This window comes from Streptomyces sp. NPDC005863 (genome assembly GCF_042871345.1).
Classification (GTDB): Bacteria; Actinomycetota; Actinomycetes; order Streptomycetales; family Streptomycetaceae; genus Streptomyces.
Map to the genome: position 1 here is coordinate 431,861 of NZ_JBIAII010000006.1, position 16,442 is coordinate 448,302.

9 protein-coding genes are annotated in these 16,442 nt (G+C 73.3%); 6 read left to right on the forward strand and 3 right to left on the reverse strand.

Features of this window, described 5'->3' with window-relative positions; translation table 11 throughout:
• Positions 1-71: 71 nt before the first annotated feature.
• Positions 72-3,032 carry a BTAD domain-containing putative transcriptional regulator gene (locus tag ACFYO9_RS23420; protein WP_358776225.1) on the forward strand — a complete coding sequence of 987 codons (2,961 nt, stop codon included), beginning with the start codon at positions 72-74 and terminating at the stop codon, positions 3,030-3,032.
• Between the two features lie 66 nt (positions 3,033-3,098).
• Here the strand turns inward: ACFYO9_RS23420 and ACFYO9_RS23425 are convergent, their stop codons facing one another.
• Entirely contained in the window at positions 3,099-4,454 is a 1,356-nt protein-coding gene (locus ACFYO9_RS23425; protein ID WP_358776223.1) for an APC family permease, read from the reverse strand.
• Positions 4,455-4,793: 339 nt separating this feature from the next.
• Positions 4,794-6,161: a diaminopimelate decarboxylase gene (locus tag ACFYO9_RS23430; protein WP_358711551.1), complete on the reverse strand. Its 1,368-nt coding sequence runs from the start codon at positions 6,159-6,161 to the stop codon at positions 4,794-4,796.
• A 227-nt stretch (positions 6,162-6,388) separates the two neighbouring features.
• Here ACFYO9_RS23430 and hutU point away from each other — a divergent pair, with 227 nt between their 5' ends.
• From hutU to ACFYO9_RS23455, 5 genes are all read left to right on the forward strand, one after another.
• Entirely contained in the window at positions 6,389-8,071 is a 1,683-nt protein-coding gene (hutU, locus tag ACFYO9_RS23435) for a urocanate hydratase (protein WP_358776222.1), read from the forward strand.
• 29 nt (positions 8,072-8,100) lie between these two features.
• On the forward strand, positions 8,101-9,303 hold the full coding sequence (locus ACFYO9_RS23440; protein ID WP_358776326.1) for an allantoate amidohydrolase: 1,203 nt from the start codon (positions 8,101-8,103) through the stop codon (positions 9,301-9,303).
• The gene (locus ACFYO9_RS23445) at positions 9,300-10,664 is read left to right on the forward strand and encodes a formimidoylglutamate deiminase (RefSeq protein ID WP_358776324.1); all 1,365 of its coding nucleotides are present in this window, start codon (positions 9,300-9,302) and stop codon (positions 10,662-10,664) included. The genes ACFYO9_RS23440 and ACFYO9_RS23445 overlap by 4 nt, the downstream gene beginning before the upstream one ends.
• Positions 10,665-10,899: 235 nt before the next feature.
• On the forward strand, positions 10,900-12,072 hold the full coding sequence (gene hutI / locus ACFYO9_RS23450) for an imidazolonepropionase (protein ID WP_358776220.1): 1,173 nt from the start codon (positions 10,900-10,902) through the stop codon (positions 12,070-12,072).
• Between the two features lie 130 nt (positions 12,073-12,202).
• Positions 12,203-12,850, forward strand: a complete 648-nt coding sequence (locus ACFYO9_RS23455; RefSeq protein ID WP_358711535.1) for a response regulator transcription factor — start codon at positions 12,203-12,205, stop codon at positions 12,848-12,850.
• A gap of 2,433 nt (positions 12,851-15,283) precedes the next feature.
• Here the strand turns inward: ACFYO9_RS23455 and ACFYO9_RS23460 are convergent.
• Entirely contained in the window at positions 15,284-16,387 is a 1,104-nt protein-coding gene (locus ACFYO9_RS23460; RefSeq protein ID WP_358776218.1) for an LLM class flavin-dependent oxidoreductase, read from the reverse strand.
• Positions 16,388-16,442: the final 55 nt, after the last annotated feature.

Sequence of the window (16,442 nt, forward strand, 5' to 3'; positions counted from 1 at the left end):
GCGAGACACTGCAATGCCGATGAAATTCTGCTGAAGCGGGAAACGGTGCGTAGACCATGGGGGAGTTCGCAGTGGGAACCAAGAGAGCGGGTACACGGGGCAGGCCCGGCACGGAGGGTGGCGAGGGCCCCGCAGTCGCCGGGGCCGCCGAAGGACCGCCGCGGCTCGCCCTGCTCGGCCCCGTCACCGCCCACCGCGGCGACGTCCCGCTCGACCTCGGGCCCGTGCGCCGGCAGGCGGTCCTCGCCGCCCTTGTCCTGCGCGCGGAGACCCTCGTCACCCAGCAGCAACTCCTCGACGACGTATGGGGACTCGAACCACCCGGCACCGGCCGCCGCGTCCTGCCCAGTTACGTCTACCCCCTGCGCAAGGCGCTGGACGCCCCCGGCGCCGGACCCACCGCCTCCGTCATCCGCGGTGAGCGCGGCGGTTACCGTTTCGTACCCGGCGAAACCCGCACGGACATAGGGGAGTTGACCCAGCACGGCGACGCCGTACGCCGGGCGAGAGCCGCGGGTGACCTCGCCGCCGCCCTCGACCGCTGCACCCGCGCCCTGCACCTGTTCCGCGGGGAGCCGCTCGCCGGCCTGCCCGGACCGCTCGCCGACGCCGAGCGACAACGCCTCGCCCGGCAGCGCCGCACCCTGCACCAGGAGCGGGTGGAGTGCCTGGTCCTCCTCGGCCGGTACGCGGAGGCCCTGGACGAGCTGCTGGCCGCGCCCATGGCGCAGCCGTACGACGAACCGCTCGCCGCCCTGCGCATGCGCGCCCTGTACGGCGGCGGCCGCCAGGCCGAAGCGCTCGCCGCCTACCGGGAGACCCGGGACCGGCTCCGCGACGAGCTGGGCGTGGAACCCGGCGACGAACTGCGCCGGGTGCACCAGGCCGTACTGCGCCGGGACGATCCGGCGCTGCTCGGCACCGCCCCGCCACCCCGCGCCGAACGCACCACCCCCGCCGCCACGGGAACCCCACCCCCGGAAGCGACCGCCCCCTCGCGCCCCCGCCGCAACGAACTCCCCGGCGACACCGCCTGGCTCGTCGGCCGGGAGCCGGAACTCGCCCTGCTCACCGCGCCGGTGCCCGCGGACTCCGTCGCCGTGGCCGCCGTCGACGGCACCGCGGGCGTCGGCAAGACCGCGCTCCTGGTCCGTGCCGCCTGGACGCTGCACGACCAGTACCCGGACGGCTGCCTGTTCGTGGACCTGCACACGCACGGCGCCCCGCACGAGAGTCTGCGCCCGCAGCGCGCCCTGCACCAGCTGCTCCGCGCCGTCAACGGCGCCGACGGTGAACTCCCCGACGAGATGGACGAGTTGCTTACCGCCTGGCGCGCCGCCACCAGCTCCTTGCGGCTGCTGCTCGTCGTGGACGACGCCCGCAGCGCGGAACAAGTACGCCCCCTGCTGCCCGCCGGCCCCGGCAGCCGCGTCCTCGTGGCCGGCCGCCAGCGCCTGCCCGGCCTCGACGCCGACCGCAGGGTCACCGTGGAACCGCTGGACACCGGCGACGCGGTCGCCCTGCTCTCGCGCCTCCTCGGCGAGACGCGCGCCGGACGGGAACCGGAGGCCGCCGAGGAGCTCGCCCGCCGGTGCGGCGGCCTCCCGCTGGCGCTGCGGATCGCCGGGGCCCGGCTGCAGAACCGGCCGTCCTGGACGGTCGCCCATCTGGTCGGCCGGATGTCGGGCGACGAACGCAGGCTGGGCGAGCTCCGTGCGGAGGACCGCAGCGTGGAGGCCGCCTTCCGGATGTCGTACGACCTGCTCGCCCCCGAACTGCGGCGCGGTTTCCGTGCGTTGGGGCAGGCGCCGACCGCGGAGTTCGACGGGCTCACGCCCGCCGCCATGCTGGGCGGCTCGCAGTACGACGCCGAGGACCTCCTGGAGCGGCTGGTCGACGCGAGCCTGTTGCAGCAGCCGCGGCCCGGCCGCTACCGGCTGCACGACCTCGTACGCGACCACACGCGCCGCCTCGCCGCCACCGCACCGGAGGAGGCCGCGGCGGACCGCGCCGCCGTCCTGCACCTCTACACGGCCGCCGGGCGCATCGCCAGCGACTGGGGCCCCGAGGGGTATCCGACCGGGCCCGACGTCTCCGACGCCCCCTTCGCGGACTGGCGCGAGGCCGACGCGTGGCTGGAGGCCGCGGGCGGCCAACTCCTCGACGTGGTCGCCTTCGCGGCGGCCGCCGGGCGGCGCGACGACGCCTGCTGGATCGCCGAGTCCCTGGTCGACCCGCTGGTCCGGCAGGGCCGCTTCCACGAGTGCCGCTCCGCCCTGGAGCTCGCGCTGCCCGGCGCCGACCTGGCCGAGGACCGGCGGATGCCGTCCTCCCTGCGCAACTGCCTGGCCATCGCGGACATCTACCAGGGCCGCTTCCGGCAGGCGTACGCCTGGTGCGCGGACGCGCTGAGCATCGCCCGCCCCCGGGGCGACCTGCGCGAGCAGGCACGGGCCATCGCCGTCATGGGCGCCGCCGAGCGCGCGCTGGGCCGCCTTCCGGAGGCGGCCGCCCACCTGAGCGAGGTCATGGGCCTCGCCTCCCGGCTCGACGACGACTGGCTGGCCGGGATGTCGAGCTGCCAGCTCGGCGCGCTGCACGACCAGGAGGGCCGGCACGAGAAGGCGCTCACGTACTACGCCACCTCGCTCACCTTCGCCGAGAAGATCGGCCGCCCCCGGATGATCAGCAAGACCCTCTGCTTCACCGCGGAGGCCCACCTGGCGCTCGGCCGGCACACCGAGGTCAAGGACCTGGCGCGGCGCGCGGCGGAGCTGGCCCAGGAAGTCGGCGACCTCCAACTGCGTGCGACGAGCCTGTCGTTGCTGGGCGCCGCGGAACACGGCCGCGGAGACCTGCCCTCGGCCATCACCCTCCAGCGGGAGGCCCTGGCCACGCTCACCGAGCACACCAGTCGCCCCCTGGAGATGGAGGTCCGCCGCAGGCTCGGCCGCACGTACGCGGCGGCGGGCGACCCGGCGGAGGCGGAGCGCCAGTTCCGTATCGCCCGTTCCCTGGCGGGCCCGGCGTGAGGGCCGGGCCCGCCAGGGGGCGGGGCAGGGGTTACGCGGGGCAGGGGTACTCCTCGCCCCTGGCCACTACTCCTCGCCCTTGGCCCGGAGCACCACCTGGTTGACCACCCACAGGCCGACGCCGATCGCGACCAGGACGCCGGCCCGTACGTAGACCTCGGCGGGGCGGTCGGCGAGCGGGCTCGCGAGGATCAGGGCGGTGATCGCGCCGAGTACGGGTACGACGGTCGGCGCGCGGAAGTGCCGGTGCTCGACGGGGTCGCGACGCAGCACCAGGACGGCCACGTTGACCACCGCGAACACGCACAGGAGCAGGAACGCCGTCGTGTCGCCGAGGCCCTCGATCTCGCCGGTCGACACCAGGCCGATGGCGAGCAGCGAGACGAAGACGATGCCGACGATCGGCGTGCGGCGGCGGGGCAGGACGCGGCCCATGGCGCGCGGCAGGATGCGTTCGTTGGCCATGCCGTAGCAGAGCCGCGAGGCCATCATGATGTTGATCAGCGCGGAGTTGGTGACCGCGAACAGGGCGATCAGCGCGAAGAGTTTGTGCGGGAAGTCGACGCCGCCCGCCTTGACGACTTCGAGCAGCGGGCCGCTGGACCCCTCCAGGGTCTTGCTGTCGACCAGGAGGGACGAGACCAGCGCCACCAGGACGTAGATCGTGCCGGTCACCGCGACGCCGATGAAGATGGCGCGCGGGAAGGTACGGACGGGGTCCTTGGTCTCCTCGGCCATGTTGACGGAGTCCTCGAAGCCGACGAAGGCGAAGAAGCCGAGGGCTGTCGCCCCGAGGACGCCGGTCATCAGGGCGAATCCGGTGCCGTCGCCGGTCTCGAACTCCGTGAGGCGGGACGGTTCGCCGTCGCCCGTCAGGACCGCGTACGCGCCGATCGCGAGGATGATGACCAGGCCGGTCAGCTCCACGAGGGTGAGGACGACGTTCGCCTTCACCGACTCCGACACGCCGCGCAGGTTCAGCGCGGCGAGCAGCAGGATGAAGGTGATGGCGACGAGGGTCGGCGGCAGCGCGTCGCCGGTGAGCTCGCCGAGGTAGTCCCCGCTGAAGGCGCGGGCCGCGGCGCTCGCCGAGGAGAGTCCGGAGCACATCACCATGAAGGCGATGATGAAGGTGAGGAACGGCGTCTTGAACGCCTTCTGCGTGTAGAGCGCGGCGCCGGCGGCCTTCGGGTACTTGCCGACGAGTTCGACGTACGAGGCGGCCGTGAGGACGGCGACGACGAACCCGATGGCGAACGGCACCCACAACGCACCGCCGACCTTGCCGGCCACCTTGCCGGTGGTGGCGTAGATGCCGGTGCCGAGGATGTCGCCGATCACGAAGAGGATCAGCAGCTTGGGGCCGATGGCGCGGTGCAGTGTGTGTTCGGCGGGCGATGGGGCGGTGCGGGGTTCGGTCACGTGGGGCCAGCCTTCCCTGGGGCCGGGAACACGTCCTGGTGGGTGGGTCTGCCCGGTGCGTGCGCGCCCATGCGCGATTTGAGCAACCTCAGAGGATTTCGGGGGTGGGTGGGGCGGGTGCGTGGATGGGTGCGGGTGGTGTGTGGCTGATCGCGCAGTTCCCCGCGCCCCTAGGAACCCCGGACAACCCCGCACTGAACGGGTAGCGAGCCGCAGGTGCCGTTCAGGGGCGCGGGGAACTGCGCGACCAGCCCCCACCGCCCCGCGGTTTGAAACGATCCTGATGACCCCGCACCGGACGGGCGCCGGGCCACCGTGGACGTCGGCGTGGGAACAGGGTTACAGCTGGCGCAAACCGTCCCGTTCCGGGCCGCCGCCCGCCTCCCGTACGATCTCCTCCCGCGTCTGCACCTCCCGTACCACGGCGAACCGCACCCCGTCCCCCCGCTCCGCGAACCCGTAAACCCCGGGCCTGCCAAGGCTGTTGTACGAGTAGTGGTGTGCGAAGTAGTACGCCCCCGTGTCCAGCGCCGTCACATAATCCCCCGCCTCCAGCAGCGGCAGCGGCCTGTTCTCGGCGAGCAGGTCGCCCGCGAAACACGCGGGCCCCGCGATGTCCTGGCCGACGGCCGCCCCACCCTTGGGGCGCCCCTTTCCGTCGTACGCCCCGATCCGCAGCGGCCACGACGCCGGCATGTACACGGTCCGGGTCGCCACCTGCACGCCCGCGTGCGTCACGGCGATCAACCTGCCGCCCGCCCGCTTCGCGTACTCCACGCGCGCGAGGATCGTGCCGTGCTTGGCGAGGAGCGAGCGGCCGAACTCCGTGACCAGGCCGTACCGCCCGTCGAGCAGCCCCGGCACCCGCGCCTTGAGGCGCCGCGCGTACTGCGCGTGGGTCGGGGTCTCCTCCTCCGAGCCGAAGTTGACCGGCAGGCCGCCGCCGATGTCGATGGTGTCGACCTGGCGCCGCCCGACGCGTTCGTTGATCTCCTCGGCCAGTTCGTACGTCGCCGCGACGCCCCGCACCATCATCTCCAGGGGCATCCCCTGCGACCCGGAGTGCGCGTGCAGGCGGGTCAGCCACGGGCGGTCGAGGAAGGCCCGGACCACCCACTGCCTGGCGTCCTCGTCCCGCAGCGGCACCCCGAACTTGGACGTGGGCGTCGCCGTCGACAGCGCGCCGATCGCCCCGCCGCCGATCTGCGGGTTGACGCGGATGCCGAGGGGCGAGCCGGTCACCGCCGAGCGGGTCATCGCGTCGATGCGGTCGAGCTCCTGCGGGTTGTCCGCGTTCACGGCGACGCCGAGCGCCAGCGCCTCGCGCAGTTCGGCGGGGGTCTTGGCGGGCGAGTCCAGGACGGTCCGGGTGGGTGGCACCCCGGCGGCCCGCGCCAGGGCCAGCTCCCCGGGGCTCGCCACCTCCGCGCCGATGCCGGCCGACCGCAGCAGCCGAAGGACCGGGACGAGCGGGGCCGCCTTCACCGCGAAGGCGTGCAGGACAGGCGTGCCCGGCGGGGTCACGGCTTCGAAGGCGGCGTGCAGGGCGGCGGCGCTCGCCCGGATCCCGACGACGTCGAGCAGGCCCACGACGGGTGCGGCGGGGCCGACGACGCCCTGTTCGACGGCGGCACGGACGGCCTGGTCGCGGCGGGCGGCGGCGTCGGTGCGGGCGGCGGCGCTCCGGTCGGCCGCCCGGGCGAGCACCTCGGTCGGCGGCTCCACGACGTCCGGTGTACGGGGGCCTGCCTCGCGAGGCGTATGGGGTTCTGCCGCGCGCGGCGCTCGAGGTTCTTCGGTGGTGCCCATTGATCCAGCCAATCACCCGCCGCACGCCCCCGCTGCCGTACTCGCGCATCCGTTCGCTATTGACTAGCTCTATTCAGGACCCCAGGATGTGAATAACAAGGTCACAGTTCCGAGGAGGCACCGCCATGTCAGGACCCCGCCCCGTACGTGCGCCGCGCGGCACCGAACTGAGCGCCCTGGGATGGCAGCAGGAAGCCGCCCTGCGGATGCTGCAGAACAACCTCGACCCCGAGGTCGCCGAGCACCCCGACAAGCTCGTCGTCTACGGCGGCACCGGCAAGGCGGCCCGCGACTGGCGCTCCTTCGACGCGATGGTCCGCACCCTGCGCACCCTCAAGCAGGACGAGACGATGCTCGTCCAGTCCGGCCGCCCCGTCGGCGTCATGCAGACCCACGAGTGGGCCCCGCGCGTCCTGATCGCCAACTCCAACCTGGTCGGCGACTGGGCGAACTGGGAGGAGTTCCGCCGCCTGGAGCAGCTCGGCCTCACCATGTACGGGCAGATGACGGCCGGTTCGTGGATCTACATCGGCACGCAGGGCATCCTCCAGGGCACGTACGAGACGTTCGCCGCCGTCGCCGCCAAGCTGCATTCAATGGGCAAAGGGGTCGGCGGCACGCTCGCCGGGACCATCACCCTCACCGCGGGGCTCGGCGGCATGGGCGGCGCCCAGCCGCTCGCCGTCACCATGAACGACGGCGTCGCGATCTGCATCGACGTCGACCCGCGCGCCATCGAGCGACGCATCGAGCACAAGTACCTGGACGTGAAGGCCGACAACCTGGCCCACGCGCTCCAGCTCGCCGTCGAGGCCAGGGACGCCCGCCGCCCGCTCTCCATCGGCTTGCTCGGCAACGCCGCCGACCTGCTCCCGCAGATGCTCGCCGAGGGCGCCCCGATCGACATCGTGACGGACCAGACCTCCGCCCACGACCCGCTCGCCTACCTCCCCGTCGGCGTCGACTTCGACGACATGCAGACGTACGCGGCGAAGGATCCGGCGGGCTTCACCACCCGCGCCCGGGAGTCCATGGCCCGGCACGTCGAGGCCATGGTCGGCTTCATGGACGCCGGCGCCGAGGTCTTCGACTACGGCAACTCGATCCGCGGCGAGGCCCAACTCGCCGGTTACGGGCGGGCGTTCGACTTCCCCGGCTTCGTGCCCGCGTACATCCGCCCGCTCTTCTGCGAGGGCAAGGGCCCGTTCCGCTGGGCGGCGCTCTCCGGTGAGGCGTCCGACATCCACAAGACGGACAAGGCGCTGCTCGAACTCTTCCCGGAGAACGAGTCGCTGCACCGCTGGATCAAGATGGCCGGCGAGCGCGTCCACTTCCAGGGCCTGCCCGCCCGCATCTGCTGGCTCGGCTACGGCGAGCGCGACAAGGCGGGGGAGCGCTTCAACGACATGGTGGCCTCCGGCGAGCTCCAGGCCCCGCTGGCCATCGGCCGCGACCACTTGGACTGCGGCTCCGTGGCCTCCCCGTACCGCGAGACGGAGGCCATGCTCGACGGTTCCGACGCGATCGCCGACTGGCCGCTGCTCAACGCCATGGTCAACGTCGCCTCCGGCGCCAGCTGGGTCTCCCTGCACCACGGCGGCGGCGTCGGCATGGGCCGCTCCATCCACGCCGGCCAGGTCTCGGTCGCCGACGGCACGCCGCTCGCCGGCGAGAAGATCCGGCGCGTCCTCACCAACGACCCCGGCATGGGCGTCATCCGGCACGTCGACGCGGGATACGACATCGCGGAGTCCGTGGCGGACGACAAGGGTGTACGGGTTCCCATGCGGGAGGGTGAGGGCGCGTGAGCGACGCGCGGCCCCCGTCGTTCCTGGACATGTGGCGGGACCTGGAACCCATCGGACGGGACAGCGGCACCCGCGGCTACCGGCGCTACGCCTGGACCGGCGCCGACGCAGACTGCCGCGCCTGGTTCAAGGCGCAGGCCGACGCCCGCGGCCTCACCTACGAGCTGGACCGCAACGGCAACCAGTGGGCCTGGCACGGCGACCCGAGCCAGGGGGACGCCGTCGTCACCGGCTCCCACCTGGACTCCGTCCCCGACGGCGGCGCCTTCGACGGACCGCTCGGCGTCGTCACCTCCTTCGCGGCCCTCGACGAACTCCGCGCCCGCGGCGTCGAGTTCAGTCGGCCGATCGCCGTCACCAACTTCGGCGACGAGGAGGGCGCCCGCTTCGGCCTGGCCTGCGTCGGCTCCCGGCTCACCGCGGGACAGCTCACCGTCGAGGCCGCGCACAAGCTGCGCGACGGCGACGGCGTGAGCCTGCCGCAGGCGATGGAGGCGGCCGGCCACGACCCGTACGGCATCGGCCCCGATCCCGAACGGCTCGCCCGCATCGGCGCGTTCGTGGAGCTGCACGTCGAGCAGGGCCGCGCGCTCGACCTCACCGGCGACCCCGTCGGCATCGCGTCCGCCATCTGGCCGCACGGCCGCTGGCGATTCGACTTCCGGGGCGAGGCCAACCACGCGGGCACCACCCGGCTCGTGGACCGCCGCGACCCGATGCTGTCGTACGCGGAGACCGTCCTCGCCGCCCGCCGCGAGGCCGAACTCGCGGGCGCCGTCGCCACGTTCGGCAAGATCTCCGTCGAGCCGAACGGCGTCAACGCGATCCCGTCCCTGGTCCGCGGCTGGCTGGACTCGCGGGCGGCCGACCAGGCCACCCTCGACACGGTCGTCACCGGCATCGAGAAGGCGGCCCGCGAGTACGCGGACCGGCACGGCGTCGACCTCGACGTGGTCCGGGAGTCCTTCACGCCGGTCATCGACTTCGAGGACGCCCTCCGCGACGAGCTGGGCCGGATCCTCGGCGCCCGCGCGGAACGCCCGCTCCCCGTCCTCGGCACGGGCGCCGGACACGACGCGGGTATTTTGTCCGGGTCGATCCCGACCGCCATGCTGTTCGTACGGAACCCCACGGGTGTCTCGCACTCCCCGGCCGAGTACGCCGCCGAGGACGACTGCCTGGCCGGGGTGACCGCACTGGCCGACGTACTGGAAGGGCTGGCGTGCAGGTGACGACGGAGAGCTCGACGGGGACCTACTGGCTGGAGCACGCCTGGCTCGACACGTACGTCGAGCCGGGGGTCGCGGTCGACGTGGTGGGCGACCGGATCACGGCCGTCCGCACGGAGGTGGAGACGCCCCCGCCCGGCGCGACGGTCCTGCGCGGCCTGACGCTCCCGGGCCTGGCCAACGCCCACTCGCACGCCTTCCACCGCGCGCTGCGCTCCACCGTCCAGGTGGGCTCCGGCACGTTCTGGACGTGGCGCGAGGTCATGTACTCGGTGGCGGACCGCCTCACCCCCGAGACGTACCACGCGCTGGCGCGGGCGGTGTACGCGGAGATGGCGCTGGCCGGCATCACCACGGTCGGCGAGTTCCACTACCTGCACCACGCGCCGGGCGGCACGCCGTACGCCGACCCCAACGCGATGGGCGAGGCGCTGATCCAGGCGGCGGCGGACGCGGGCGTGCGCATCACCCTCCTGGACACGGCGTACGTGGCGTCGGGCCTGCTCGACGCGGAGCGCGGCAAGGCGCCCGACCGCCACCAGCTCCGCTTCTCCGACGGTACGACGGAGGGCTGGGCGGAGCGCGTCTCCTCCCTCAAGGACCGCGCGCACGCCCGGATCGGCGCGGCGATCCACTCCGTACGGGCGGTCCCCGCACGGCAGTTGGGCACGGTGGCGGAGTGGGCGGCGGCCCGCCGGGCCCCCCTCCACGTCCACCTCTCCGAGCAGACGGCGGAGAACGAGGCGTGCCAGGCGGTCCACGGCCGCACGCCGACGCGGCTGCTCGCGGACCACGGCGTGCTCGGCGCGCGCACGACGGGCGTCCACAACACCCACCTCACGGACGAGGACATCGCGCTCCTCGGCGACTCCGCCACGGGTACGTGCATGTGCCCGACGACGGAACGCGACCTGGCGGACGGCATCGGCCCCGCGGTCCGCCTGCAGCGCGCCGGCAGCCCGCTCTCCCTGGGCAGCGACAGCCACGCGGTGATCGACATCCTCGAAGAGGCGCGGGCGATGGAGCTGAACGAACGCCTCCGCTCGCACACGCGAGGCCACTGGACGGCGGCGGCGCTGCTGCGCGCGGCGACGTCCGACGGCCACGCGGCCCTGGGCTGGCCGGACGCGGGCACGATCGAGCCGGGCGCGCTCGCGGACCTGACGACCATCGCCCTGGACTCGGTCCGCACGGCGGGCCCGGTGCCGCGCCTCGCCGCCGAGACAGCGGTGTTCGCGGCGACGGCGGCGGACGTCCGCGACACGGTGGTCGGGGGCCGTCATGTCGTACGGGACGGGGCGCACGTGCTGGTGCCCGACGTGGCGTCCGCGCTGGGGGAGGCGGTGGCGGCGCTGCGAGACTGACGCTTTGCCTGATCGTGCCCGAGCCCGAGCCCGAGCCCGAGCCCGTGCCCGTGCCCGAGCCGGAGAGATGTCAGCCCGTCCGGCGCTTGAGGACGAACACGGCGGAGCCGGTGATCTCCCGAGCCACGTGGCCGGCGGAGCCGGTGATTTCGGGAAGGGGCGGGATCGGGGAGAGAACCGCCGGAGGCACACCGTCCGCCCCCACCCACCCGCACTCTCAGAGGACCCGGACCCCATGACCACCACCCTGATCACGAACATCGCGAGCCTCGTCACCAACGACCCCGCCCGGGGCGACGGCGGCCCCCTCGGCCTCCTGACGGACGCGGCCGTCGTCCTGGACGGCGAGAAGGTCGCCTGGGTGGGCCCCGCCGCCAAGGCGCCCGCGGCGGACGAGACCCACGACGCGGCGGGCCACGCCGTCATCCCCGGCTTCGTCGACTCCCACTCCCACCTGGTCTTCGCGGGCGACCGCACCCAGGAGTTCAACGCCCGCATGTCGGGCCGCGCCTACTCCGCGGGCGGCATCCGTACGACCGTGGCGGCGACCCGCGCGGCCACGGACGCGGAGTTGGAGGCGAACCTCACCCACTACCTGGCGGAGGCCCTGCGCCAGGGCACGACCACCTTCGAGACGAAGTCGGGCTACGGCCTGTCGACGCAGGACGAGTCCCGCGCCCTGCGCATCGCGGCCCGCCACACGGAGGAGGTCACGTTCCTCGGCGCGCACATCGTCTCCCCGGACTACGCGGACGACCCGGCGGCGTACGTCGACCTCGTCACCGGCGAGATGCTGGAGGCCTGCGCCCCGCACGCCCGCTGGATCGACGTCTTCTGCGAGAAGGGCGCGTTCGACGGCGACCAGGCCCGCGCGATCCTGACCGCGGGCAAGGCGAAGGGGCTGCACCCCCGCATCCACGCGAACCAGCTCTCGTACGGTCCCGGCGTCCAGCTGGCCGTGGAACTGGACGCCGCGTCGGCGGACCACTGCACGCACCTCACGGACGCGGACGTCGACGCGCTCGCGAGCGGCAACACGGTGGCGACGCTGCTGCCGGGGGCGGAGTTCTCCACCCGCGCCGAGTGGCCGGACGCCCGCCGCCTCCTGGACGCGGGGGCGACGGTGGCCCTCTCCACGGACTGCAACCCTGGCTCGTCCTTCACCTCCTCGGTCCCGTTCTGCATCGCCCTGGCGGTACGGGACATGGGCATGACGCCGGACGAGGCGATCTGGTCGGCGACGGCGGGCGGCGCGGCGGCGCTGCGCCGGGACGACATCGGCGTCCTCCGCGAGGGCGCCCGAGCCGACCTGACCCTCCTGAACGCCCCGAGCCACGTCCACCTGGCCTACCGCCCGGGGGTGCCGCTGGTGAGCGGGGTGTGGCGGCGGGGAGTCCGGGCGGTCTGACGCGTCCGGACTGTGCCCCGTGTGAAGGCCTGGGGTGGCTGGGACGCCCGCCCTTGGCCGGATTCCCATGGGGCGTATGGCCGGGAGGGCGTGGCAGCCTTGGACGGATGTCTTACGGGGGAGGCACGGAGTGGAGACCGACAACGTCGTATGGACCCGGCACCGTGAGATCACCGTGCTGGTGACGGAGGACGACACGCTCGACCGCAAGGCCTTTACGCGCCTGCTGCAACAGGAGCCGGGACTGCGGCTGGTCGGCGGCGCGGGGGTCGCCGGGGGCGGGGCCGACGTGGTCCGCGAGGCGGTCCGGTGCGCCCCGGACGTCGTCCTGGTGGACCTGGAGCGGACCGAGAAGGCCCTGGAGACGGTGGCGACCCTGCGCAGACGCTGTCCGTGTGCGCGGTGCATCGTCCTGACGACGGCGGGGGACGTGGCGCAGCTGCGTCGGGCGGTGGCGGCGGGGACGTGCGCGTTCGTCACGAAGACGGTGTCGGTGACGGGGCTGTGGGACGTGATCCGGCGGGTCATGGCGGGAGAGCGGGTACTCGACCCGGAGCTCTCCGTACGGGCGCTGCTCACCGAGCGATGTCCCCTTACGCCGAGGGAGTGCGAAGTCCTGGGCGTGGCGCGGCAGTCGGCGACGGTGGCGGAGATTGCGGCGGCGGTGTCGTTGTCCCCGGGTACGGTGCGCAACTATTTGTCGCGGGCGATTGCGAAGACGGGGGCGCGGAATCGGCATGAGGCGGCTGCGGCGGCGGCGAGGTTGGGGTGGATCTGAGGGGCCGGAGAGGTTGGCGGTGACCGGGGCCGCCCGGGTTTTTGCGGAGTGTGGCGCCTCCGGTCCGGCAGTGACTCCCACCCCTCCACCGCACGTCGACCTTCGACCCGGGCGGCCGGGGGTGGGGGTGGCGGGCGCCTCTGCCCATCGTGGGCGGGGGCCACGGTAAGGGTGGGGCCTGGAGGCACCCTTCGCTGGCCCGGTGCCTTTGCTGGTCACCGGGGCCGCCCGGGGTTTTGCGGAGTGTGGCGGTTCCGGGCCGGCAGTAAAGGGAGCCCTTCGGGCGTCGGCTTCGCCGATTCCGCTGCGCTCCACCCTTGACTCCCGTCCCTCCACCGCACGTTGACTTTCGACCCGGACGGCCAGGGGTGGGGCCGACGGGGTCTGGGGGTTGGGTCATCACGTTTCGCTGCCGGGTGCGGCCCGGTCCATCGTGCGCCGAGGCTACGGTGCGTGCTCGGCCCACGGCCGGTGTGGTCGGGTCATCGGCTTTCGCGGCCGGGTGCGGTCCGGTCCATCGTGGGCGGGGGCCATGGTAGGGGTGGGGCCTGGAGGTCACGCTTCGGTGGGCCGGTGCCTTTGCCGGTGGGCGGGGCCGCCCGGGGTTTTGCGGAGTGTGGCGGTTCCGGGCCGGAAGTAAAGGGAGCCCTTCGGGCGTCGGCTTCGCCGATTCCGCTGCGCTCCACCCTTGACTCCCGTCCCTCCACCGCGACTTGACTTTCGACCCGGACGGCCAGGGGTGAGGCGGCGGACTCGCTGGGATGGGTCATCGGCTTTCGCTGCCGGGTGCGGACCGGTCCATCGTGAGCGGGCGCCCCGGTGCGAGCTCGGCCCACGGCCGGTGTGGTCGGGTCCTCGCCTTTCGCCGCCGGGTGCGGACCGGTCCATCGTGGGCGGAGGCCCCGGTGCGCGCTCGGCCCACGGCCAGCCCGGTCGGGTCATCGGCTCTCGCTGCCGAGTGCGGACCGGACCATCGTGGGCGCAGGCCACGGTGCGTGCCCGGCCACCCCAGCGGCCTCCCCGCTCGGGTCATCACCTCGCGCGGCCGGGTGCGGCCCGGCCCATCGTGGGCGGGCGTCAGGTGCGAGGCTCGGCCGTCCACGCGGCCACGATGCTCGGGCCATCAGCTCGCGCGGCCGGGTGCGGCCCGGCCCATCGTGGGCGGGCGTCAGGGGCGAGGCTCGGCCGTCCACGCGGCCACGATGCTCGGGCCATCAGCTCGCGCGGCCCGGTGCGGCCCGGCCCATCGCGGGCGGATGCCAGGGGCGAAGCTCCGCCGTCAACGCGGCCTCGCCGCTCGGGTCATCACCTCTCGCGGCCGGGTGCGGCCCGGCCCATCGTGGGTGCGGGCCACGTGCGTGCGCGGCCAACCCGGCGGCCTCGCGGCTCGGATCGTGGACTCGCGTTGCCGGGTGCGGGGCGGCTCATCGTGGGTGGGCGTCAGAGTCGGAGTGCGTGTCGAGCTACCGATGCGGACCGTGGCGCTGGGGGTCTGGCACCTACTTTGGGAAAGTTGCGAATCAGATCCCCGCGCGCCCCCCTGCCACGCCCCGCGCGCCGCCCAGCAGGTGCTCGATCACAGGGTCCGGCCCATCCACCCAGCCCGGCGGCCCCACCGACCCCATCCGCCCCACACACCTCATGTGCCACGAGAACCCACCAGTCCCACGATTTCCACAGCCTGCAGAGAACCCACCCACCCCATTTCCTTCGGCGGATGGAACGATTCCGGGGGGCGCTTGGAGCGTGACAGGGGGGCGCGCGGCATATTCATTCGCAACTTTCCCAAAGTAGGTGACAGGCGCCGGGACGGCAGGCCCCTGCCCCGGGCAGCGCATCGAAGGTGACACCTGCCGACGATGGGCCGGTCCGCACCCGGCGATGAAAGGTGATGACCCGAGCGGCGAGGTCGCTGGGGTGGCCGAGCTCGCACCGTGGCCTCGGCGCACGATGGACGGGGCCGCACCCGGCGGCGAAAGCTGATGACCCGACCACACCGGCCGTGGGCCGAGCTCGCACCGTGGCCTCCGCCCACGTTGGACCGGTCCGCACCCGGCAGCGAAACGTGATGACCCAACCCCCAGACCCCGCCGGCCCCACCCCTGGCCGTCCGGGTCGAAGGTCAAGTCGCGGTGGAGGGACGGGAGTCAAGGGTGGAGCGGAGCGGAATCGGCGAAGCCGACGCCCGTAGGGCGCCCTTTACTGCCGGCCCGGAGGCGCCACACTTCGCAAAACCCCGGGCGGCCCCGGTAAGAATCGAAGGTGCCGGGCCAGCGAAGGGGTCACCTCTGGGTGTCGCGGTGTTGCCCGCCGGCCTCACATCTGGGTGGCCCCGGTAAGAATCGAAGGTACCGGGCCAGCGAAGGGTCACCTCCGGGTGGCGCGGAGTTGTCCGCCGGCCTCGCACCCGGGCGGGCCCGGTGAGAATCGACGTCACCGGCCCACCGACGGCGTCGGGCCCCAACCCCCCGACGCCAGTTCAGGCAGCACGTCCGCGCACAACCGCTCCACACTCGCCCGCGCCACCACCCCACCCACCGCCCCGAAGTCCACCTGCCACAGGAAGCCGTCCACGCCGAGGATCTCGGCGATCTGGGCGACGCGGTCCGTCACCCGGCGTGGGCCGCCCACGACCGCCCCGCCCAGCGTGCGGAACGACTCGGGGGTCATCGCGCGGATCGCCCGGCTCATGCCCGTATAGCCGCGGTAGTCCGACGACACCGTCGACGTCCACGCGTCGGTCGACTCGGCCCACACCCGCAGGTAGTGGGCGAGCAACGGATCCGCCGTCGCGAACGCCTCGCGGTCGTCCACACCGACGTACAACGGCAGGCTCGCCAGCACCCGCGAACGCTCGCCCCCGCCCCCGTGCCCGGCCTGCTCGAAGCTCTCCCGGTAGACCGCGATGTGGTCGGCCATCTCCTCCAGCGGAGTCAACGCCGGCGTCACCAGAAGGCCGTGCCCCTGCTCGCCCGCCCAGGCGAAACTCGACCGGGAGCGCACCGCCGCTATCCACGTCGGCGGATGCGGGACCTGCACAGGCCGCGGCAGCGCCGTCGCCTCCGCGAACCGGAAGAACGGCGTGTCGACCGTGACCTTCTCCTCCGTCCACAGGCGCCGCACGGCGTCCACCGTGGCGACGAACCGTTCACGGCTGCCGTCCATCGGCACCTCGAACGCCTCGAACTCGTACGGCAGATAGGCCCGCGCGAACCCGACGTCGAGCCGGCCGTCGCTGAGCGCGTCCACCATCGCCGCCTCCGAGGCGAGTTGGAGGGGATGGTGGAAGACCGGCAGCACGCAGCCGGTCATCAGCCGCACCCGGCTGGTCACGGCGGCGACGCCCGCCAGGAACGCCAGCGGGCTCGGACAGTAACCGCCGTACGCGCGCAGATAGTGCTCCGTGATCTTCACATGGCTGAGCCCGGCCTCGTCGGCGTACCGGCTGAGATCGAGCAGGGTCCGGAAGTACTCCGGCGCGGGCAGCCCGTGGTGTTCGGCGTCGGGCAGGAACGACAGACCGTGCTCCAGTTCCATGGTGGATGTGCCCCTTTTCCTTGCTTCGAATGCTGGATGACCTGGGTGACCTGGG

Coding starts and splice junctions, on each gene's coding strand:
- hutU (WP_358776222.1), top strand. CDS start 6,389: ATGTCAGGACCCCGCCCCGTACGTGCGCCGCGCGGCACCGAACTGAGC.
- ACFYO9_RS23440 (WP_358776326.1), top strand. CDS start 8,101: ATGTGGCGGGACCTGGAACCCATCGGACGGGACAGCGGCACCCGCGGC.
- hutI (WP_358776220.1), top strand. CDS start 10,900: ATGACCACCACCCTGATCACGAACATCGCGAGCCTCGTCACCAACGAC.
- ACFYO9_RS23460 (WP_358776218.1), bottom strand. CDS start 16,387: ATGGAACTGGAGCACGGTCTGTCGTTCCTGCCCGACGCCGAACACCAC.